The following is a 16248-nucleotide window of genomic DNA, read 5'->3' on the forward strand; positions in this document are numbered from 1 at the left end:
CACCTGGAGCTGATCAGTCGCGGTGAAGCAGGGTTACAGCGTGCGGATGCAGGCTGTAGCTTTTGTCCGCATTGAGCGTGATCACGCCTTCACTGCACAGGCGTTTCAACACTTCTCGCACACTGAGGAAGGACAGGGGAATATCCAGGTCCAGCAAATGGCTGTGCACGCCGCGAACACCCAGGCTGCGCTCACTTTCGGCGGCGGTCAGCAAGGCGTCGATAACCTTGAGGCGAATCAGGCTGGTTCGCAGACCATAGCTCTTGAGCAGCAATCTGATCCGCTCGTTGCCATTGCGCTCGCCTCGTTGACTGAAAACACCAGAGCCCATGGCTGAGCCTTTTGGCGCGTGACTACCGTCCATTGGCAGTTGCGAGTTGTACATGCAAAAACTCCTTTTCCGAGCCGGCCAGGAAATGTGATGGGTGCTCTCATTCAATAAGACGTATGAGCACCGCAAATAATGAAGGCTCGAATGTAGAAAATTCGTCACCGTCATGTCATCGCCCTGTGAGAAGGCGGGATAAAGTGCCTTTTGCGGCCTAAATTTTTGTTGTGGGTTTCGTTCCTAGGGGAAGGCGCGATGCGTGTTTGACGCAGGGTGTTTGTCTTTTCGATCAGGAGCGAGCGTGATTATTTCCAGGCAATTAACCAGGTTGAGCCTTGCGGGCATGTTGGTGGGACTGAGTCTTGCGGCAAATGCACGCAGTGCGCCGGAGCAGGCCAGCGCCGACATTCGCCGCACCAGTTTTGGTGTGCCGCATATTCGTGCCGAAAACGAGCGTGGGCTCGGCTATGGCATCGGTTACGCCTACGCTCAGGACAACCTGTGCTTGCTGGCCAATGAGGTTGTCACCGTCAATGGCGAGCGCTCACGCTATTTCGGCCCGGACCAGTTGACGGTCGAGGAACGCGAAAATCAGGTCAGCGACCTGTTTTTCACCTGGCTCAATACCCCTGAAGCCGTTGCCGGGTTCTGGAAGGCGCAAACCCCGCCAGTGCGTGATCTGGTCGAAGGTTATGTCGCCGGGTACAACCGCGCGCTGGCCGAGCGCCGTGCACAAGGTTTGCCGCAGCAGTGCCAGGGTGAATGGGTACGTGACATCACCTCGCAGGACCTGGTCAAGTTGACCCGCCGCCTGTTAGTCGAAGGTGGAGTAGGGCAGTTCGCCGAAGCGCTGGCGGGGGCTGCGCCACCCAAGGCCGTTGCTCAGGCAGTGGGCGAAGGGTCGTCGTTTCAGCTGGCGGCCACGCGCATGCAGCGGTTCGCGCTGGATCGTGGCAGCAATGCAGTGGCAGTCGGCAGCGAGCGTTCGTTCAATGGTCGCGGCATGCTGCTGGCCAACCCGCATTTCCCGTGGATCGGCGGGATGCGCTTCTACCAGATGCACCTGACCATTCCCGGCAAGCTGGATGTGATGGGCGCGGCGTTGCCGGGGCTGCCGATGATCAATATCGGTTTCAACCAGCACCTGGCGTGGACCCATACGGTGGACACGTCCAAGCACTTCACCCTGTATCGCCTGCAACTTGATCCCAAGGATTCGACCCGTTATCTGCTCGACGGCCAGTCGCTGCCGATGAACAAGCAGACCGTGACGGTGAACGTGAAACAGCCCGACGGCCAGACCCAAGCAGTGTCCCATGTGGTCTACAGCTCGCAGTTCGGTCCGATCGTGCAGTGGCCCGGCAAACTCGACTGGGACAATCAGTACGCCTACAGCCTGCGCGATGCCAACCTGGAAAATGACCGGGTGTTGCAGCAGTGGTTCGCCATGAATCAGGCCACCAGCCTCAAGGATTTGCAGGCCTCGGTGCACACGCTTCAGGGCATCCCGTGGGTCAACACCTTGGCGGTGGATAGTCAGGGGCAGACGCTGTACATGAACCTGTCGGTGGTGCCGAACGTCAGTGCCGACAAACTGGCCAAGTGCAGCGATCCGCGCGTCGGGTTGCAGATGATCGTGCTCGACGGTTCCAACAGCGCCTGTGCCTGGGACATCGACCCGAACGCGGCGCAAAAAGGTATTTATGCGGCGGACAAGTTGCCGCAACTGCTGCGTAAAGACTACGTACAACACTCCAACGATTCAGCGTGGATGGCCAACCCGGCGCAACCGCTCACCGGTTTCTCGCCCCTGATCAGCCAGGAAGGCCAGCCGCTGGGGCTGCGCTCGCGGTTCGCCCTGGACCGCTTGAGCTCGCTGAGCAAGGCCGGCCCGGTCTCGCCGGCGGATCTGCAACGGATGGTGATGGACGATCAGGTTTACCAGGCCGGGCAGGTGATGCCGGACTTGCTGCAGTTTTGCGCCAGCGATCTGGGCGCCGATGCGGCAACGCTCGCACCGTTGTGTGCCAGTCTCAAGGTGTGGGACCGCAGTGCGAATCTGGACAGCGGGCTCGGGTTTGTACACTTCCAGAACGTGATGGAGCCGTTGCAGCAAGTCCCGGACATCTGGCGAGTGGCGTTCGATCCGAAAGATCCGCAGCACACGCCCCGTGGCTTGGCGCTCGAAAATCCGCAGGCCACCAAAGCGATTCGCGAGGCGATGCTGGCGTCGGTGGAACAGGTCAAAAAACTGGGGCTCAAGGACGACAGCCGCTGGGGCGATATTCAGGTGGTCAGCAGCGGCGGCCAACAGACACCGATCCATGGCGGGCCAGGCACGCTGGGCGTGTACAACGCCATCCAGAGTGTGCCGAGAAGTGATGGCAAACTCGAAGTCATCAGCGGCACCAGCTATTTGCAAGTGGTGACCTTTGATGACAAAGGGCCGCACGCCCAGGGGCTGCTGGCGTTCTCATTGTCCAGCGACCCGACGTCGAAGTATTCACGGGATCAGACCGTTGCCTTTTCGAAGAAGCAACTGAGCCTGTTGCCGTTTACCGAGCAGCAGATCACGGCAGATCCACAGTACCAGGCGCAGACGATCCGCGAGCAGGATGAAAAAGCCGGGAAGGTGGCCGCTCAGTAAGAAGAGGGCGGTTCAAGCAATAAAGAAGGCCGCATCCCCTTGAGGGGTGCGGCCTTTTCAGCTTTTAGGGGTTTGTTGCGGGATCGAATTGAGCACCGTATTACCTTCCTTGTTACGGGTCAGGTAGACCGGCAGCACCTTGGGCAGGGAAGCCACCAGGTTGTTCAGTTCCTTGATGTTGTAGATGCCGCCCACACGAATCGAGCCGGTGCTGTGATCAGCGACCATGATCGGTTTGCTCAGGTAACGGTTGATCAACGGCAGGGCGTCGTTCAGCGCCAGATCATCGAGCACCAGTTTGCCACTGCGCCAGGCCAAGGCATTGTCGTTGGGGTAGGTCTGATTGATTTGCGGGGTGAAGTCGCCATGTTTATAGCGCGCCTGCATCGCCGGTTCCAGGCGCAAGCCATCACCCGAAAGGTCATTGTTGCTGCTGACCAGCACCGAGCCTTCAATCAGGTTCACTCGTACCTGATCCTCATACATCCAGACGTTGAATTTGGTCCCGGTGACGCGAATCCTGCCGTCCGCAGCCCTGACAATAAAAGGATGAGCCAGGTCGTGGCTGACGCTGAAGAAGGCCTCGCCTTTCTCCAGCGTGACCCGGCGCTGATCCTTGTAGTTGCTGAAGGTCAGCTCGCTGCCCAGGTTCAGTTCCACCTGGCTGCCATCGCTCAGGGTGACCTGGCGGACCGTGTCACTCGCTTCGAAATGCTGATACGAATTCGGTAGCCAGCCCATGTTCCAGCCACTGTAAGCCGCCAGCGGCAACGCCAGGGCGCACACGGCGGCGGCGATGCCGACCGTGCGCCAAGGCGTGGCCGGTTTGAAGCGAGCCACCGATGTGACGGCTTCGGGACGCGGCAAATCCCCCGCGACTTCCCAGATCTCCAGCATGGCTTCGTACTCGAACGCATGCAGCGGATGAACATCACGCCAATGTTCGAAGGCGATCCGCTCTTCGGCGGTGCAGTCGACGGCGTGCAGAAGCATGCACCAGTGCGCAGCGGCATCGGTGATGGCGTCATATTCGGCTTGCGAGAGAGAATTGTCGGTCATTGACTCATCCTGATTTCGTGCATTCTAACCTTGAGGGGAAGTCTGCGAGAACAGCCGTCATGGCAATTAACCATCAAATGAGAATTATTTTTGACGTCAGGGCGTGCTGACGTGCAGTTCACGGCCCAAATGACTGACCAGCCAGGCCACGCTGTCGGCGTTACTCAACTGTACGTCCAGCCTGATCAGTGGGTTTTTCTTGAACGTTTCGCGGGCTCCGCTCAGGTTTTCTGCGCCGGTCAACGCCAGAATATGGTCCTTTACCCGATCGGATTCTTCAAAAGAAGTACTGCCCGGATCTTCCCACGCACCGGTATCAGGATCCAGGGTCATGAACAGCCGGGTATACGGGGTCTGGATCGAAAGTGCCGTTTTCTGCATGTCGGACAAGGCGCTTTTGAGTTCAGTGGCGAGCGGAGTGGCTGTTCCGATCAAGTCGGTGAACGGTCTGCCGGGATCGAGATAAGAAATGTCCTCGGTTTTACAGGCCATGTGCGACAGCTCATGAATCAAGGTCACTGCTCGGGCATGGGTGTGGATAGGGAAGGCCGTGTCGGTCAGGTGGTGGCGGTAGTGGTCGAATTGGGGATTGAAGAATTTTTCTGCAAGGTGAATTCTTCGGTTTGTGTCTCTCGCCACGATGAAGGCAAATGTGTTTTGTGCGCCTTCGGTCACCCTGCCGACGGCAAATCGGCTGGACTTCGGTTTTCTCAGTGATGGCTCCAGCAGTGCTGCGAAAACGTCGCCGATGACTTTTTCAATCTGCTCGACATGGGCGGGCAGCACGAGCTGCACACCGAGGAAAGCCATGATGAGTTGGTGCACGGGCGTGACGGTGTCGTCGGAGGACTTGAGCAGTTGCAGGTTTCGATAGCTGTTCCAGGCATAGGTCGTTGCCAGGTCCAGCGCTTCGTTAATCTGACGGGCCTTCTGCGGAAACAGTCGACGGATACGCGACATGCCTACGGCATCGACGTTCATGCCTTCAAAAACCGATCTTGCGGTCTTCAATCGTCCGAACAGACTGAAGCGAAGCGCCTCTCGCTCATCAAGCAGCCATTGCTTCGATTCGTTCTGGCGCAGACGAGGGCCCAGCGTGTGTGTGTCGCCGATGCGCCAGTGGTTGCCGCGCTTGATGACCGGAAACACCTTTCCTTCAACCGGCCCGTAGTGCTGTTTTGTCGACGGGTGGGTGTAAAGCCCAAGCGTTGCGTCTGATGTCAGCGAACCCAGGTCGACATTGATGCTTTCGTGGCGCTTGAGTTTCGTGCGCTCGGGGCCGGTGACATCGATGTCCTGCCATTTGAGCCGGTTATCGGGTTTTTCCGGCGCCGGCGGGGCGGGTGTCGAAGACAGCAGCGTTTGATCCCCCAGTGTTTGGCGCAGTGTGGAGAGTTCGGCCATGCCGCTGATGAACGCTTTTATGGCGGCGCCCCATTTATGGGTTTGAAGGTCTTCGGCGGATTGTTTGATGTCGCGGTAACTGCGCCACACCGTTTCCGGGTAGGCGAGTTTGCCCATGAAAAACGACCAGGCTTCGTGCAGGTCTTCGCCCAGCACCTGCTTGATGGTTGCCCATTCGCCCTGTTTTCGGTCATCGGACTGGCAACCGAGCAAACGGCCCAGCAAGGCGGCGTTGTCATTTAGCAGGTGTTTGAACAGGTTCCCCTTGATCGGATTGGAGGCCAGCGTGGTGGTGCTCGACGACGAGGCTCTGGCAACGCGTTGATGGGTGGTCGCCATCCGGGTTTCCAGCAGCGTCCGGTCAGGGTTCTGCAGATTCAGGAGTAACCAGTCGAGCAACGGTCCGCGGGTCTTCAGTTCTGTGAGCAGTTGGGCTTCATTTTCATATTCTTTCACTCCGTGCAGGGGGCTGTGAGGCGCAATCAGCACCTGGGGGGCGGTGTGATCCGTCGTCGAGCCGATCAGATAGACACCGGGCACTTTGATCGATTGGCCCAGCTTGATACCGAGGAACTCAAGCGGGCGGATGAACGCGTGGGCACCGTCGACCGCTGCACGGGCGAGGGCGTCAGGCATGTCCATGACTTGCCGGATCAGATCAAACCCGGTGTCGCTCAGACGCTCCTGCAGTTTTTCCGCGTGGGCGTAGTGCATCAACTGCCAGGGCAATTGTGTGTAGAAGCGCCTCCTGCGGTCTGCGTTCCCCGGGGTGTCAGCCAGGGCCTCGCTCACTATTTTCTGATGATGCTCACCCGGATTGAGGTCTCGTATCAGATCTTTGATGTAGCGTTCGTCCATGCCCTCGGGAATCACGGTGCTATCAAGCGATACCAGTTTGAAATGGAGCTGATCCAGCTGCTTGAGGTGAGTCAAGGCAAAGTCGGTCAGTGTTTGAGTGCGGGCCGCTGATGTCGGGCGCGCACTGATTTGCACCTGGACGTTGTCTGGGTCGATGTTGAAGGTGTCTGCCTTGAGTTGTTTTTCAAGTTCATGGTGTGCCGTGCGTTGCAGTGACCGTATGCCGGTCAGGTAATCCTGGTCGTCTTTAACGTTGTCGAGGTATTGCTGAAGCAGTTCGGCGTGCACTATCAGGTCTTTCACGGACGCCTGGGCCAGCCATGCGGGCAGCTTTTGTCGGGTCGTCAGTGACCGCGCTATGTCGATGGCACGGTCGAGCCCTGTCATTGGCTTACGCAGCGAAACGAGATCCAGGAGGCTGGTCAGAGGCGTCGCGGAGAGCTTTGTTGCCAGCGCATCGGTCAGGCACGCCTGGTCCAGGTGCACATACGGCTTTTGCAGATAATCAAGGAAGTGCCCGTAGACCCGCTGCAGCGGCGCCAGCGTGTAAGTCTGGCCAGGCAAACGCTCGGTGCGGCCAAGGTTCTCCAGCAGCATTGAGCGATGGTTGACGTCGGTAAGGCGTTCACCGAATTCGGTCAGCAACGGCGTCAACCCCTTGAAGGCTTCAAAGCCCAACGCGGGTGTCCACAAAATCGCCTTGCCCGAATGCACAGGGTCCAGGCCGCCTCGTTCAGTCAGCACAAAACAACTGGCCAGTTTCAACGGCTCCGTCGCCTCGCCGGCTTTCAGTGCCAGGGAAAATACATCCGGTAAAAAACCGTTCAATGCCGCTCTTTGCAGGTGTATCGGGCTATCGAGCACGGTTTTGATGATCGCCTGTTCCGTCGTACCCAACGTGCGCGACACGGCCCGCAGCTTCAGTTCACTGCGCAATGCGGTTGACAGCGTGTGAGTAAATGTCGATTGCAAACTCGCCACGGAGGACCCAAGGACGCGCTCCGCGTCGGCGATCGTGCGAGTTGCCGTGGAGATGCCCGGGTGTTTTTCCAGGAGTTGATCGAGCGCCTGCTCGACGGAGTTGAGCAGCGACAGCTCCTCTTTGGCCGACTCGGCGCGCACGATGGCTGGTTGCGCGCCGCCGCGCCGATCCACGCGTGTACTCCAGCGCCCTGAAGGGTCGGGAGCGAGAAGACGGTGATCGATCAATCCCCGGATATCCAATGCGCTGTCGAGCAAGGCATGGGGGTCGAGCGTACCTTCACTTTCGCGCAAGCGGCTCAGCGCATGGGATAGGTTGTCCCGTTGCTTGCCAACGATGTCGGCCATCAACTGTTTGAACACCGGGCCGATCACCGGTTTGCCATCAATCAGGCGCTCAACCGGCTCCAATGCAAGAAAGGTGGCGCGTTCATCCAGCGACATGAAATTGAGCAAGGTGTCTTCATGCCCTTCGGTTTTCATCATTTCCAGCACGATTTTCTTGACCTCCGGCAGATTGCTCGTCGCTTCGATGCCTCGGGAAGGGGAGTACAGAAAGCTCAGGGTGTTGGTGCCCCCGATCATCAAGATAGAGGCCAGCTCCGCAAAATGCTTGAAGGGGGCGGTCACCCGTATTTTCTCGATGCGAAGTTGATCGTGCGCGTCAGGCGGGAGGCTGACGTTCATCAGTCGCAGGTATTCCAGCGTGGTTAAAATGCCGTTCTGGCGCTGGAGCAGGAGCTTCAGGTGAAAGGTGTCCCGCAAACCCTCGGTGAAAAACGCCAAGCGGGAGAGGCCTGTGCTCATGGGCGTGTTCCAGAACAAGGCGAGCAGGCTGTGCAAATGCGGCGTGAAGCTCTGCGCGATTTCTTTCACCGCGCTTGCCCACGCCCGGTTATCCGCGTCGCTGCTCACGCTGTGCTCGGGATTGGCGAAGACCCTTGAATCGCCGGCTGGCCACTGATTGGTCAGGTAAACGTGCAGAAGTGCATCGCTCAGGGGGATCGAGGAAATCGTGTGCAGGTCTTCGTTGCCGTCGAAGGCGGAAATTGTCTTCACGAAACTCTTGAGCCGGGTCAGGCGCTGGTCCAGCGTGGGGAATGCCTTGTGCAACGCGTGCTTGAGGGTGTCGTCCAGCATCGATTGCAGGGTTGGCGTCTTCAGCAGCTCAGCCTTCATCGCCTTGATGTTCTGTTCCTGATTGTGATCGAGGGTCAGTTGCTGGTCCTGGAACACCGCGCCTTCGATGTCTTTCGTGGCAATGTCGGGAGCGGTGGCGAGGGCTAGAGCACTGCGTTGTTCGATGGAGAGAAAGCGCAATAGCTCGCGCTTGCCATCGGCCTGCACCAGCCATTGTTTGAGTTTGCTTTTGAGGCTGGCCATGTCCGCCAACTTGATCAAGCCCTTCCACGGTGTGTAGAGCGTGACCTCTCCCTCATTGGGCCGACTCATGGCAAAGGCGCCGGCCAATGGAATATCCGTTTTGCCCGTCACCTTCAGCAATAGTTGGCAGACGTGCATGGAATCTTTTTGCGCGATACGGGCAGCGTTGGTGGCCAGATAGACGTGCTTCAACCATTTAAGGTCATCGAGGGTGAAGTTCAGCGCGTTTTCGCGCTCGCCGCGTTGCCTGGCATTGGCTGCGCGTTCTGCTTCTTCGAAAAAATAGGGCTCTACGGGTTCAGTCATGGTTTTTCCTCATTGGCTGCAATCAGCGGCCATCGCAGGCTATTGGTTGAGGAAAAACACTAAGGTCAGCGGAGTGCTTCGGTGCGGTACATATTGCTTGAGCGGAACAGGCGCTCGAGACTTGACAGAACGCCGGTAAAACAGCGCTTAATCGACGTCTGCTGTTGGTTGCCGAGCAACCTCGTTTCCCCTGGTGCCCGTATTCAATAATAAAACTGGAGCTTCAGATGACCGCAACGCCCGAAGTGGCCGTCAGTTCGACCACCCCATCGCTCGATTTCGACGCGCTCGTTGTATTGCTTGAGCAAATTTTCCTGCGTCACGGTACCTCCGCCGATGTCGCCAAGACCCTGGCGCTGAACTGCGCCGGCGCTGAACGCGATGGCGCCCACAGCCATGGCGTGTTTCGTATTCCAGGTTATGTCTCGACACTCAAGAGCGGTTGGGTCAATGGCCAGGCCGTGCCCGTGGTCGAGGACGTTGCCTCGGGGTTTGTCCGGGTCGACGCGGCTAACGGTTTTGCCCAACCCGCGCTTGCGGCCGCCCGGGCTCTGCTGGTGGAAAAAACCCGCAGCGCCGGGATTGCGGTGCTGGCGATCCGCAATTCCCATCATTTCGCGGCACTGTGGCCGGATGTCGAGCCGTTTGCCTATGAAGGGCTAGTGGCGTTGAGCGTAGTGAACAGCATGACGTGCGTGGTGCCCCACGGCGCCGATCGGCCGCTGTTCGGCACTAACCCGATTGCCTTCGCCGCGCCCCGGGCTGACGGTGATCCGATTGTCTTTGACCTGGCGACCAGCGCCATTGCCCATGGCGATGTGCAGATTGCTGCGCAAAAAGGTGAACGCTTGCCGTCGGGCATGGGCGTGGACAGCCTTGGCCAGCCGACCCAGGACCCGAAGGCGATCCTTGAGGGTGGCGCATTGCTGCCGTTTGGTGGGCACAAGGGTTCAGCGTTGTCGATGATGGTAGAGCTGTTGGCAGCGGCCCTGACCGGCGGCAATTTTTCCTTCGAGTTCGATTGGAAGAATCATCCCGGGGCCAAAACACCGTGGACCGGCCAACTGTTGATCGTGATCGACCCGAGCAAGGCGGCCGGGCAGAATTTCGCCGAACGCAGCCAGGAACTGGTCCGTCAGATGCACGGCGTGGGGCTCAAGCGCCTGCCGGGTGATCGACGTCATCACCAGCGTGCTCAGTCCAACGCTCAAGGCATCCAGCTGAATGCGCAGACGCTGGAAAACCTGCGAGAACTGGCAGGGCTCTGAAACGCTTTTTTGTAGGCGCCAGGCTTTCCGGCGAAGACGATTTCAAATACGCCTTCGCCGGCAAGCTTGGCTCCTACAGGTTCGATGTGATTCTGTTTAACGGCGGCCCAGCAACAACCCGACCACCAGGCCGAACCCGGCTGAGATGGCCACGGTTTGCCATGGATGGCCACCGATGTAGGTCTCGGTCGCGTCGACCACCGGTTTGGTGCGGTCACGCACACTGCTGACCGAGTCCCGGGCCTGCTGAAGTTTCTGGGCGATTTGCCCGCGAAGGGTCTCTGCTTCCTCACCCACCAGTGAAGCGCTGCTTTTGAGCAGTTTTTCCGACTCTTCGATCAGGGCTTGAAGTTCGCTGAATGCCTGATCCTTGATCTGGTCTTCGGCAACTTGTGCGGCAGTTTTCCGGGCCATTGGGTACTCCTTGCAGGTAAATGGGCAGTGAACAATGGAGTCTGCGGCGACTGAAAAAGTTGCAGCGAATTTGTGCATTGTCCGGGGGGCGAGGAAAAATCCTGAGTCGGACATTTCGTCCTACAGTGTAAGATGTCGCCTATTTTACGCAGCAGGTAACTCCCATGAGCTTCAATCTGGCCGACAAATCCCTGGCTGAGCGCGCCGCGCTTGAAGATGAGAAATCCCGCCTGTTCGACCTCTGGCAAAGCAACCTTGGCAAATCCAAGGGCGAAGCCGCGCGGTTGTTTGGCGAGCGTGCCAAGCGCAAAGGCAAATGGGCTGAATGGGTCCGCGCCGAACTCGATGGTATGTCGCCCCCGGAATTCGCCAACATGGTGCGCAGCGAAGTGAACCGTTTGATGGCAGCCAAGTAAGGCCCGCCTCAGGCAACACTCGCGACAATGGCTTCGCGTACTTTTAACACCACCGGATCGAGCTGCGTGTTGGTGCGCCAGCCAAGTTCGATCGGGTAGCGCGGTAACGCCAAAGGGCAGGGCAGCAGCGCCAGACCGCAGAGCGCCGCAATGCTTTGAGCAGCGTGGGCCGGAATGGTCGCCACCGCCTGACTGCCCTTGAGCAAGTGTGGCAACGCCGCAAAGTGCGTCGTCGAGGCATACACTCGCCGACTCAGTCCCAGCGCCGCCAGCCCCTCATCGGTGATCCCGATGAAACCGCCGGATGACACCAGAATGTGCTCGCGGGCGACGAACTCCCCAAGCGTGAGGGTCTGTTGCCCTGGGGCCAGGCTAAGTGGGTCCACCAGGCACAGATAACCGCCTTCACCCAGCACCTGGCGACTGAGCAACCGCTCGCTGAACCCGCCCGCGGTGATCGCCAGATCAATGCTGCGCTCCATCAATGCCTGGGCGACGATCTGGCTGTGGGTTTGCCGAAAGATCAGGCGCAATTTCGGCGCACTGCGCGCAATGGCTTCGATCAATCGCCGACCGTAGGCCACCTCGAAATCATCCGACAAACCCACCGTGACCGAACGTCCGTCGTAATGATTGGCCGCCGGATCGACCATTGCCAGGCTCTGACGGCATTTGTTCAGCGCATCGCTCACCACCGGTTTCAACTGATTGGCCTTGAGCGTCGGGGCCAGGCCACGGCCGGTGCGCACGAACAATTGATCGCCGTACAACTCGCGCAGCCGCCGCAGCGCCGCGCTGACGGCCGATTGCGTCACGCCCAGGCGCAACGCCGCACGGCTGGCGCTGGACTCTTCATTCAGCGCTTCGAAGACTTTGAGCAGGTTGAGGTCAACGGTGGTGATATTCATTTGGCTCATATCATTCAGCAGTGAATCGGGCTTTATTCATGATCCGGTGACGCATCAGAATGAGCAACACCTCATTGCTTTCGGAGTGACCGCCATGCCCAAGTCTATTGTTGCAGCGTTGCAAATCGGCGCCTCGCCCGGCGGCAAGGCCGAAACCCTTGAACAGATTCTTGCGTGGGAAAACGCGATTATCGAATCCGGTGCCGCGCTGGTGGTCATGCCGGAAGCGTTGTTGGGTGGTTACCCCAAGGGCGAGGCGTTTGGCACTCAACTGGGCTACCGGTTGCCAGCAGGCCGTGAAGCGTTTGCCCGGTATTTTGCCAACGCCATCGACGTGCCCGGCGCCGAAACTGAAGCACTGGCCGGATTGTCGGCCCGCACCGGGGCCAACCTGGTGATCGGCGTCATTGAGCGCGCCGGGAGCACGTTGCATTGCACGGCGCTGTTGTTTGATCCGCAGGCCGGGCTGGTCGCCAAACACCGCAAACTGATGCCGACCGGCACCGAGCGATTGATCTGGGGCAAGGGCGATGGCTCGACGTTGCCGGTGATCGACAGCCAGGTCGGGCGGATTGGCGCGGTGGTGTGCTGGGAAAACATGATGCCGCTGCTGCGCACTGCGATGTACGCCAAAGGCATCGAGGTCTGGTGCGCGCCGACGGTGGACGAGCGGGAGATGTGGCAGGTCAGCATGCGCCACATCGCCCATGAAGGCCGTTGTTTTGTGGTCAGCGCTTGCCAGGTTCAGGACTCACCGCAAGCCTTGGGCGTGGAGATCGCCAACTGGCCGGCGGATCGGCCGCTGATTGCGGGCGGCAGTGTGATCGTCGGGCCCATGGGTGACATTCTGGCGGGTCCGTTGCGTGACGGGGTCGGGTTGCTCACCGCTGAAATAGACACCGACGATTTGGTCCGCGCGCGGTATGACTTCGATGTCGTCGGTCACTACGCGCGCCCGGATGTGTTCGAGCTGACCGTCGATGAACGCGCCAGGCCTGGCGTTCGCTTCACTGCATAACCGTCACTGGTTGAACAGCATCACCCCTGTAGGAGCGAGCCTGCTCGCGAATGCGGTGTGTCAGAAAACACATGTATTGACTGACACTCCGTCTTCGCGAGCAGGCTCGCTCCTACAGGGGATACTCATTGTCGGTACTACCGAGTTCCGGCTGTCCCCGGCAAGCTCAGTTTGCCGGTGTCCACGAAACGCTTCGTGCCAAACAAGCCGCCGGCCAATTTGCCGCGCAGCACGTAAGGCAGGTTGTTCAGCGTTTGTGTCTGGCTCAGCCCCAGGGTCTGGCGTAACACCGAGAACGCCGAAACGCTCACCGGCACGCTCAGCACGGTTTCGGAAAAGCGTGCAATCGTGCCCGACTGATCGCTGACCCCGGAGGCCAGCGGTTGGCCATTGACCTCCAGATCCAGCGCCACGCCGTTGTAGTCGATCGCCGTTTCGTTGGGGTTCTGCACGCGGATTTTCACGGCAAAGCGCACTTCCATGTCCTGGCTTTGCAGCGGCTCGATCCCGACGACATTGATGTTCAACGGGTCGCGATGGGGGAAGAGGGCGCAGGCGCTCAGGGAGAGCAACAGCAGGGAAAGGATGATGGCGTGGACGCTGCGCATGTAAACGCTCTCATAAAGAAAAGGGCTGACCCGCCACCGGCTCAGCCCTCGAGCCTTTCTAGCGGTTCAACTGTGTGCGACCGCCGCAGGCCGTGCAGGTTCACCCTTGGCCGGGACATCGGGGTTTTCCATGACCTGCAAGATCGAAGCTTCCGGATCGAAATCATCCTCTTCCAGCTCGATGAACTCCTCGGGCAGGAAGATGTTCAGCACGATAGCGCACAACGCACCGACGGTAATCGGTGATTCGAAGATGTTGTGCAGCGCCTTTGGCAGCTCGCGCAGCACTTCCGGCACCGCTGCGACCCCCAGCCCCATGCCGATGGAAATTGCCACGATCAGCATGTTGCGCCGATGCAGACCGGCTTCGGCGAGGATCTTGATGCCGGCCACCGCCACGGTGCCGAACATCACCAGCTCTGCGCCGCCGAGCACCGGTTTGGGCATCAATTGCAGCACCGCGCCGATCATCGGGAACAACCCCAGCAGCACCAGCAGGCCCGCAATGAAAAAAGCCACGTAGCGGCTGGCCACGCCGGTGAGCTGAATCACGCCGTTGTTTTGTGCAAAGGTCACCATCGGCATGCTGTTGAACACCGCCGCCATGGCTGAGTTGAGGCCATCAGCCAGCAGGCCGGACTTGATCCGGCGGATGTAGATCGGCCCCTTGACCGGTTGCCGGGAAATCATCGAGTTGGCGGTCAGGTCCCCGGCGGCTTCCAGCGGCGACACCAGGAAAATCACGGCCACCGGCACAAACGCCACCCAATCGAAATTGAAGCCGTACTTGAACGGCACCGGCACGCTCATCAGCGGTACGTCAGGCAGGCTGGCGAAATTGACATCGCCCATCAACCACGCCACGACATAACCGAGGGTCAGGCCGATGACAATCGCGCCGAGGCGCAAGAACGGCACATCGACCCGGTTCAACACCACAATCGTGCCGAGCACCAGAGCCGCCAACGCCAGATGACTGGCCGCGCCAAGGTCCGCTGCGCCGAAGCCGCCAGCGATGTCGGTCATGGCGACTTTGATCAGCGACAGGCCCATGAGGGTAATGATGGTGCCGGTCACCACGGGGGTGATCAGCATCCGCAGCTTGCCGATGAACTGGCTCAACACCACCTCGATAAACGCGGCGAAAAAGCACACACCGAAGATCGTCGAGAGGATTTCATCGGTGCCGCCACCCCGGGCCTTGACCATGAACCCGGCGCTGAGAATCACGCTGATGAACGAGAAACTGGTGCCTTGCAGGCACAACAGGCCGGAACCGATCGGGCCAAACCGACGCGCCTGAACAAACGTGCCCAGGCCCGAGACAAACAGCGCCATGCTGATCAGGTACGGGATTTCGCTTTGCAGGCCAAGGGCACCGCCCATGATCAGGGTGGGCGTGATGATGCCGACAAAACTGGCCAGTACATGTTGCAGGGCGGCGAAGACCGTGGCGCTAAGGTGTGGGCGATCGTTAAGGCCGTAGATCAGATCGGAGCGGGGCTGGGGTTTTGCGTGTTCGGATGAGGTCACGAGGAAAGCGCCAGGGGCCAGGTCAAAAAATGGAGGCGCAGGATGCCAGCAGCGCGCACCGAGGGCAAACGATACGCACGGAGATGTGGCGAGGGAGCTTGCTCCCGCTCGGCCGCGCAGCAGTCGCAATACAGACTCAACACCGCGTCAGCCGATTTGGGGTCCGCTTCGCGGCCCAGCGGGAGCAAGCTCCCTCGCCACAGGTCCGTGCGTTTTCATGCAAACGCGGCGAGCAGATCCTCTTCAAAGGCTTTCTGTGCATCCCCCGGCACCTGGGCGCGATGACGCGCCAGATGAAACGCCACATCAAAACTCATGTCATCCCGGCGCACGGCGCGCAGTAAGTCTTTGTCTTCCCAGCTGCGGGCAAAGTGTTCGGGTAAATAGCCGACATGCTTGCCGGAAAGGATGAAGGCGAGGGTGCCTTCGACCTGCTCGGACCGTGCCGAACATAATTTGCCTTGAAACGGCTCGTCACTGCGCAGAAAACGATAGGGATGATCGACCCGGTCGCACGCCTGCAACGCCCGATCGTCTGGCGCATCGTCGGTGAACAGCGGATGCCCGGGGGCGCAATACAAGTGTTGGGTTTCGGTAAACAGTTCGCGGTAGTCAAACGCGCTTTGCACTTGGGAGAAATAGCCGATCGCCAGGTCCAGCCGTTGTTGCAGGAGCAAGCGTTCCATGTCGCCGGGCATGGCGCTCATCAACTCGATGCGCACCGATTCGTCCCGCTCGCGAAACCGTCGGATCGCATCGGCGACTTTTTTCAGCACCGATTGATCAAGGGCTTCCGACAAGCCCAGACGCACTTCACCGATCAAGCGACCCGCCACGCCGTTGGATTGATGACGGAACGCTTCGATGGATTCAAACAGCCCGCGCGTTGCGCTCAGCAACTGTTCGCCCTTGGGCGTGATCCGGAATCCACCCTTGCCGCGACTGCACAAGCGATAGCCGAGCCGGGTTTCGAGTTTTGCCATTTGCTGGCTGATGCTCGACTGGCTCAAACCCAATTCACCTTGCGCCGCGCTGAAACCGCCGCACTCGACTACGCGGACAAACAAGCGCAGCAGTTGCAGGTCGAGGTCGTGGAGTTGACCAAGCATCAAACATT

General features: G+C 59.4%; 12 protein-coding genes. 4 read left to right on the top strand and 8 right to left on the bottom strand.

Annotation, left to right across the window (positions count from 1 at the left end; genetic code table 11):
- Window positions 1–13: 13 nt before the first annotated feature.
- Window positions 14–385 carry a fe2+ zn2+ uptake regulation protein gene (locus ACA051_RS14595; RefSeq protein ID WP_497310420.1) on the bottom strand — a complete coding sequence of 124 codons (372 nt, stop codon included), beginning with the start codon at window positions 383–385 and terminating at the stop codon, window positions 14–16.
- A gap of 244 nt (window positions 386–629) precedes the next feature.
- On the opposite strand from ACA051_RS14595, the gene pvdQ reads away from it, so the two are divergent.
- Window positions 630–2975, top strand: a complete 2346-nt coding sequence (pvdQ, locus tag ACA051_RS14600; protein WP_497375400.1) for a bifunctional acylase PvdQ — start codon at window positions 630–632, stop codon at window positions 2973–2975.
- 57 nt (window positions 2976–3032) lie between these two features.
- Here pvdQ and ACA051_RS14605 read toward each other — a convergent pair whose 3' ends face one another.
- Both ACA051_RS14605 and ACA051_RS14610 read right to left on the bottom strand, forming a co-directional pair.
- A complete protein-coding gene (locus ACA051_RS14605; RefSeq protein ID WP_497375402.1) occupies window positions 3033–4034 on the bottom strand; it encodes a FecR family protein in 1002 nt (333 codons plus the stop codon).
- A 96-nt stretch (window positions 4035–4130) separates the two neighbouring features.
- Window positions 4131–8966 (bottom strand): dermonecrotic toxin domain-containing protein, encoded by a 4836-nt coding sequence (locus ACA051_RS14610; RefSeq protein WP_497375404.1) that lies wholly within the window; start codon window positions 8964–8966, stop codon window positions 4131–4133.
- 227 nt (window positions 8967–9193) lie between these two features.
- Between ACA051_RS14610 and ACA051_RS14615 the strand changes: the two genes are divergently transcribed.
- Window positions 9194–10234: an Ldh family oxidoreductase gene (locus tag ACA051_RS14615; RefSeq protein WP_497375406.1), complete on the top strand. Its 1041-nt coding sequence runs from the start codon at window positions 9194–9196 to the stop codon at window positions 10232–10234.
- Between the two features lie 96 nt (window positions 10235–10330).
- Here ACA051_RS14615 and ACA051_RS14620 read toward each other — a convergent pair whose 3' ends face one another.
- Entirely contained in the window at window positions 10331–10648 is a 318-nt protein-coding gene (locus ACA051_RS14620; protein WP_497310425.1) for an ElaB/YgaM/YqjD family protein, read from the bottom strand.
- Window positions 10649–10812: 164 nt separating this feature from the next.
- Here ACA051_RS14620 and ACA051_RS14625 point away from each other — a divergent pair, with 164 nt between their 5' ends.
- Window positions 10813–11064 (top strand): hypothetical protein, encoded by a 252-nt coding sequence (locus tag ACA051_RS14625; RefSeq protein WP_461960113.1) that lies wholly within the window; start codon window positions 10813–10815, stop codon window positions 11062–11064.
- A gap of 8 nt (window positions 11065–11072) precedes the next feature.
- Here the strand turns inward: ACA051_RS14625 and ACA051_RS14630 are convergent, their stop codons facing one another.
- The gene (locus ACA051_RS14630; RefSeq protein ID WP_497375409.1) at window positions 11073–11981 is read right to left on the bottom strand and encodes a LysR family transcriptional regulator; all 909 of its coding nucleotides are present in this window, start codon (window positions 11979–11981) and stop codon (window positions 11073–11075) included.
- Between the two features lie 85 nt (window positions 11982–12066).
- On the opposite strand from ACA051_RS14630, the gene ACA051_RS14635 reads away from it, so the two are divergent.
- On the top strand, window positions 12067–12990 hold the full coding sequence (locus ACA051_RS14635; protein WP_497375411.1) for a carbon-nitrogen hydrolase family protein: 924 nt from the start codon (window positions 12067–12069) through the stop codon (window positions 12988–12990).
- Between the two features lie 137 nt (window positions 12991–13127).
- Here ACA051_RS14635 and ACA051_RS14640 read toward each other — a convergent pair whose 3' ends face one another.
- From ACA051_RS14640 to ACA051_RS14650, 3 genes are all read right to left on the bottom strand, one after another.
- Window positions 13128–13598 (bottom strand): LEA/WHy family protein, encoded by a 471-nt coding sequence (locus tag ACA051_RS14640; RefSeq protein ID WP_497375413.1) that lies wholly within the window; start codon window positions 13596–13598, stop codon window positions 13128–13130.
- Between the two features lie 66 nt (window positions 13599–13664).
- Window positions 13665–15131: a nucleobase:cation symporter-2 family protein gene (locus tag ACA051_RS14645; protein ID WP_497310429.1), complete on the bottom strand. Its 1467-nt coding sequence runs from the start codon at window positions 15129–15131 to the stop codon at window positions 13665–13667.
- A gap of 215 nt (window positions 15132–15346) precedes the next feature.
- Window positions 15347–16240, bottom strand: coding sequence for a LysR family transcriptional regulator (locus ACA051_RS14650; protein WP_497310430.1), 894 nt, complete (start codon window positions 16238–16240; stop codon window positions 15347–15349).
- Between the last annotated feature and the right edge of the window lie 8 nt (window positions 16241–16248).

Source organism: Pseudomonas sp. LBUM1669, assembly GCF_059695705.1.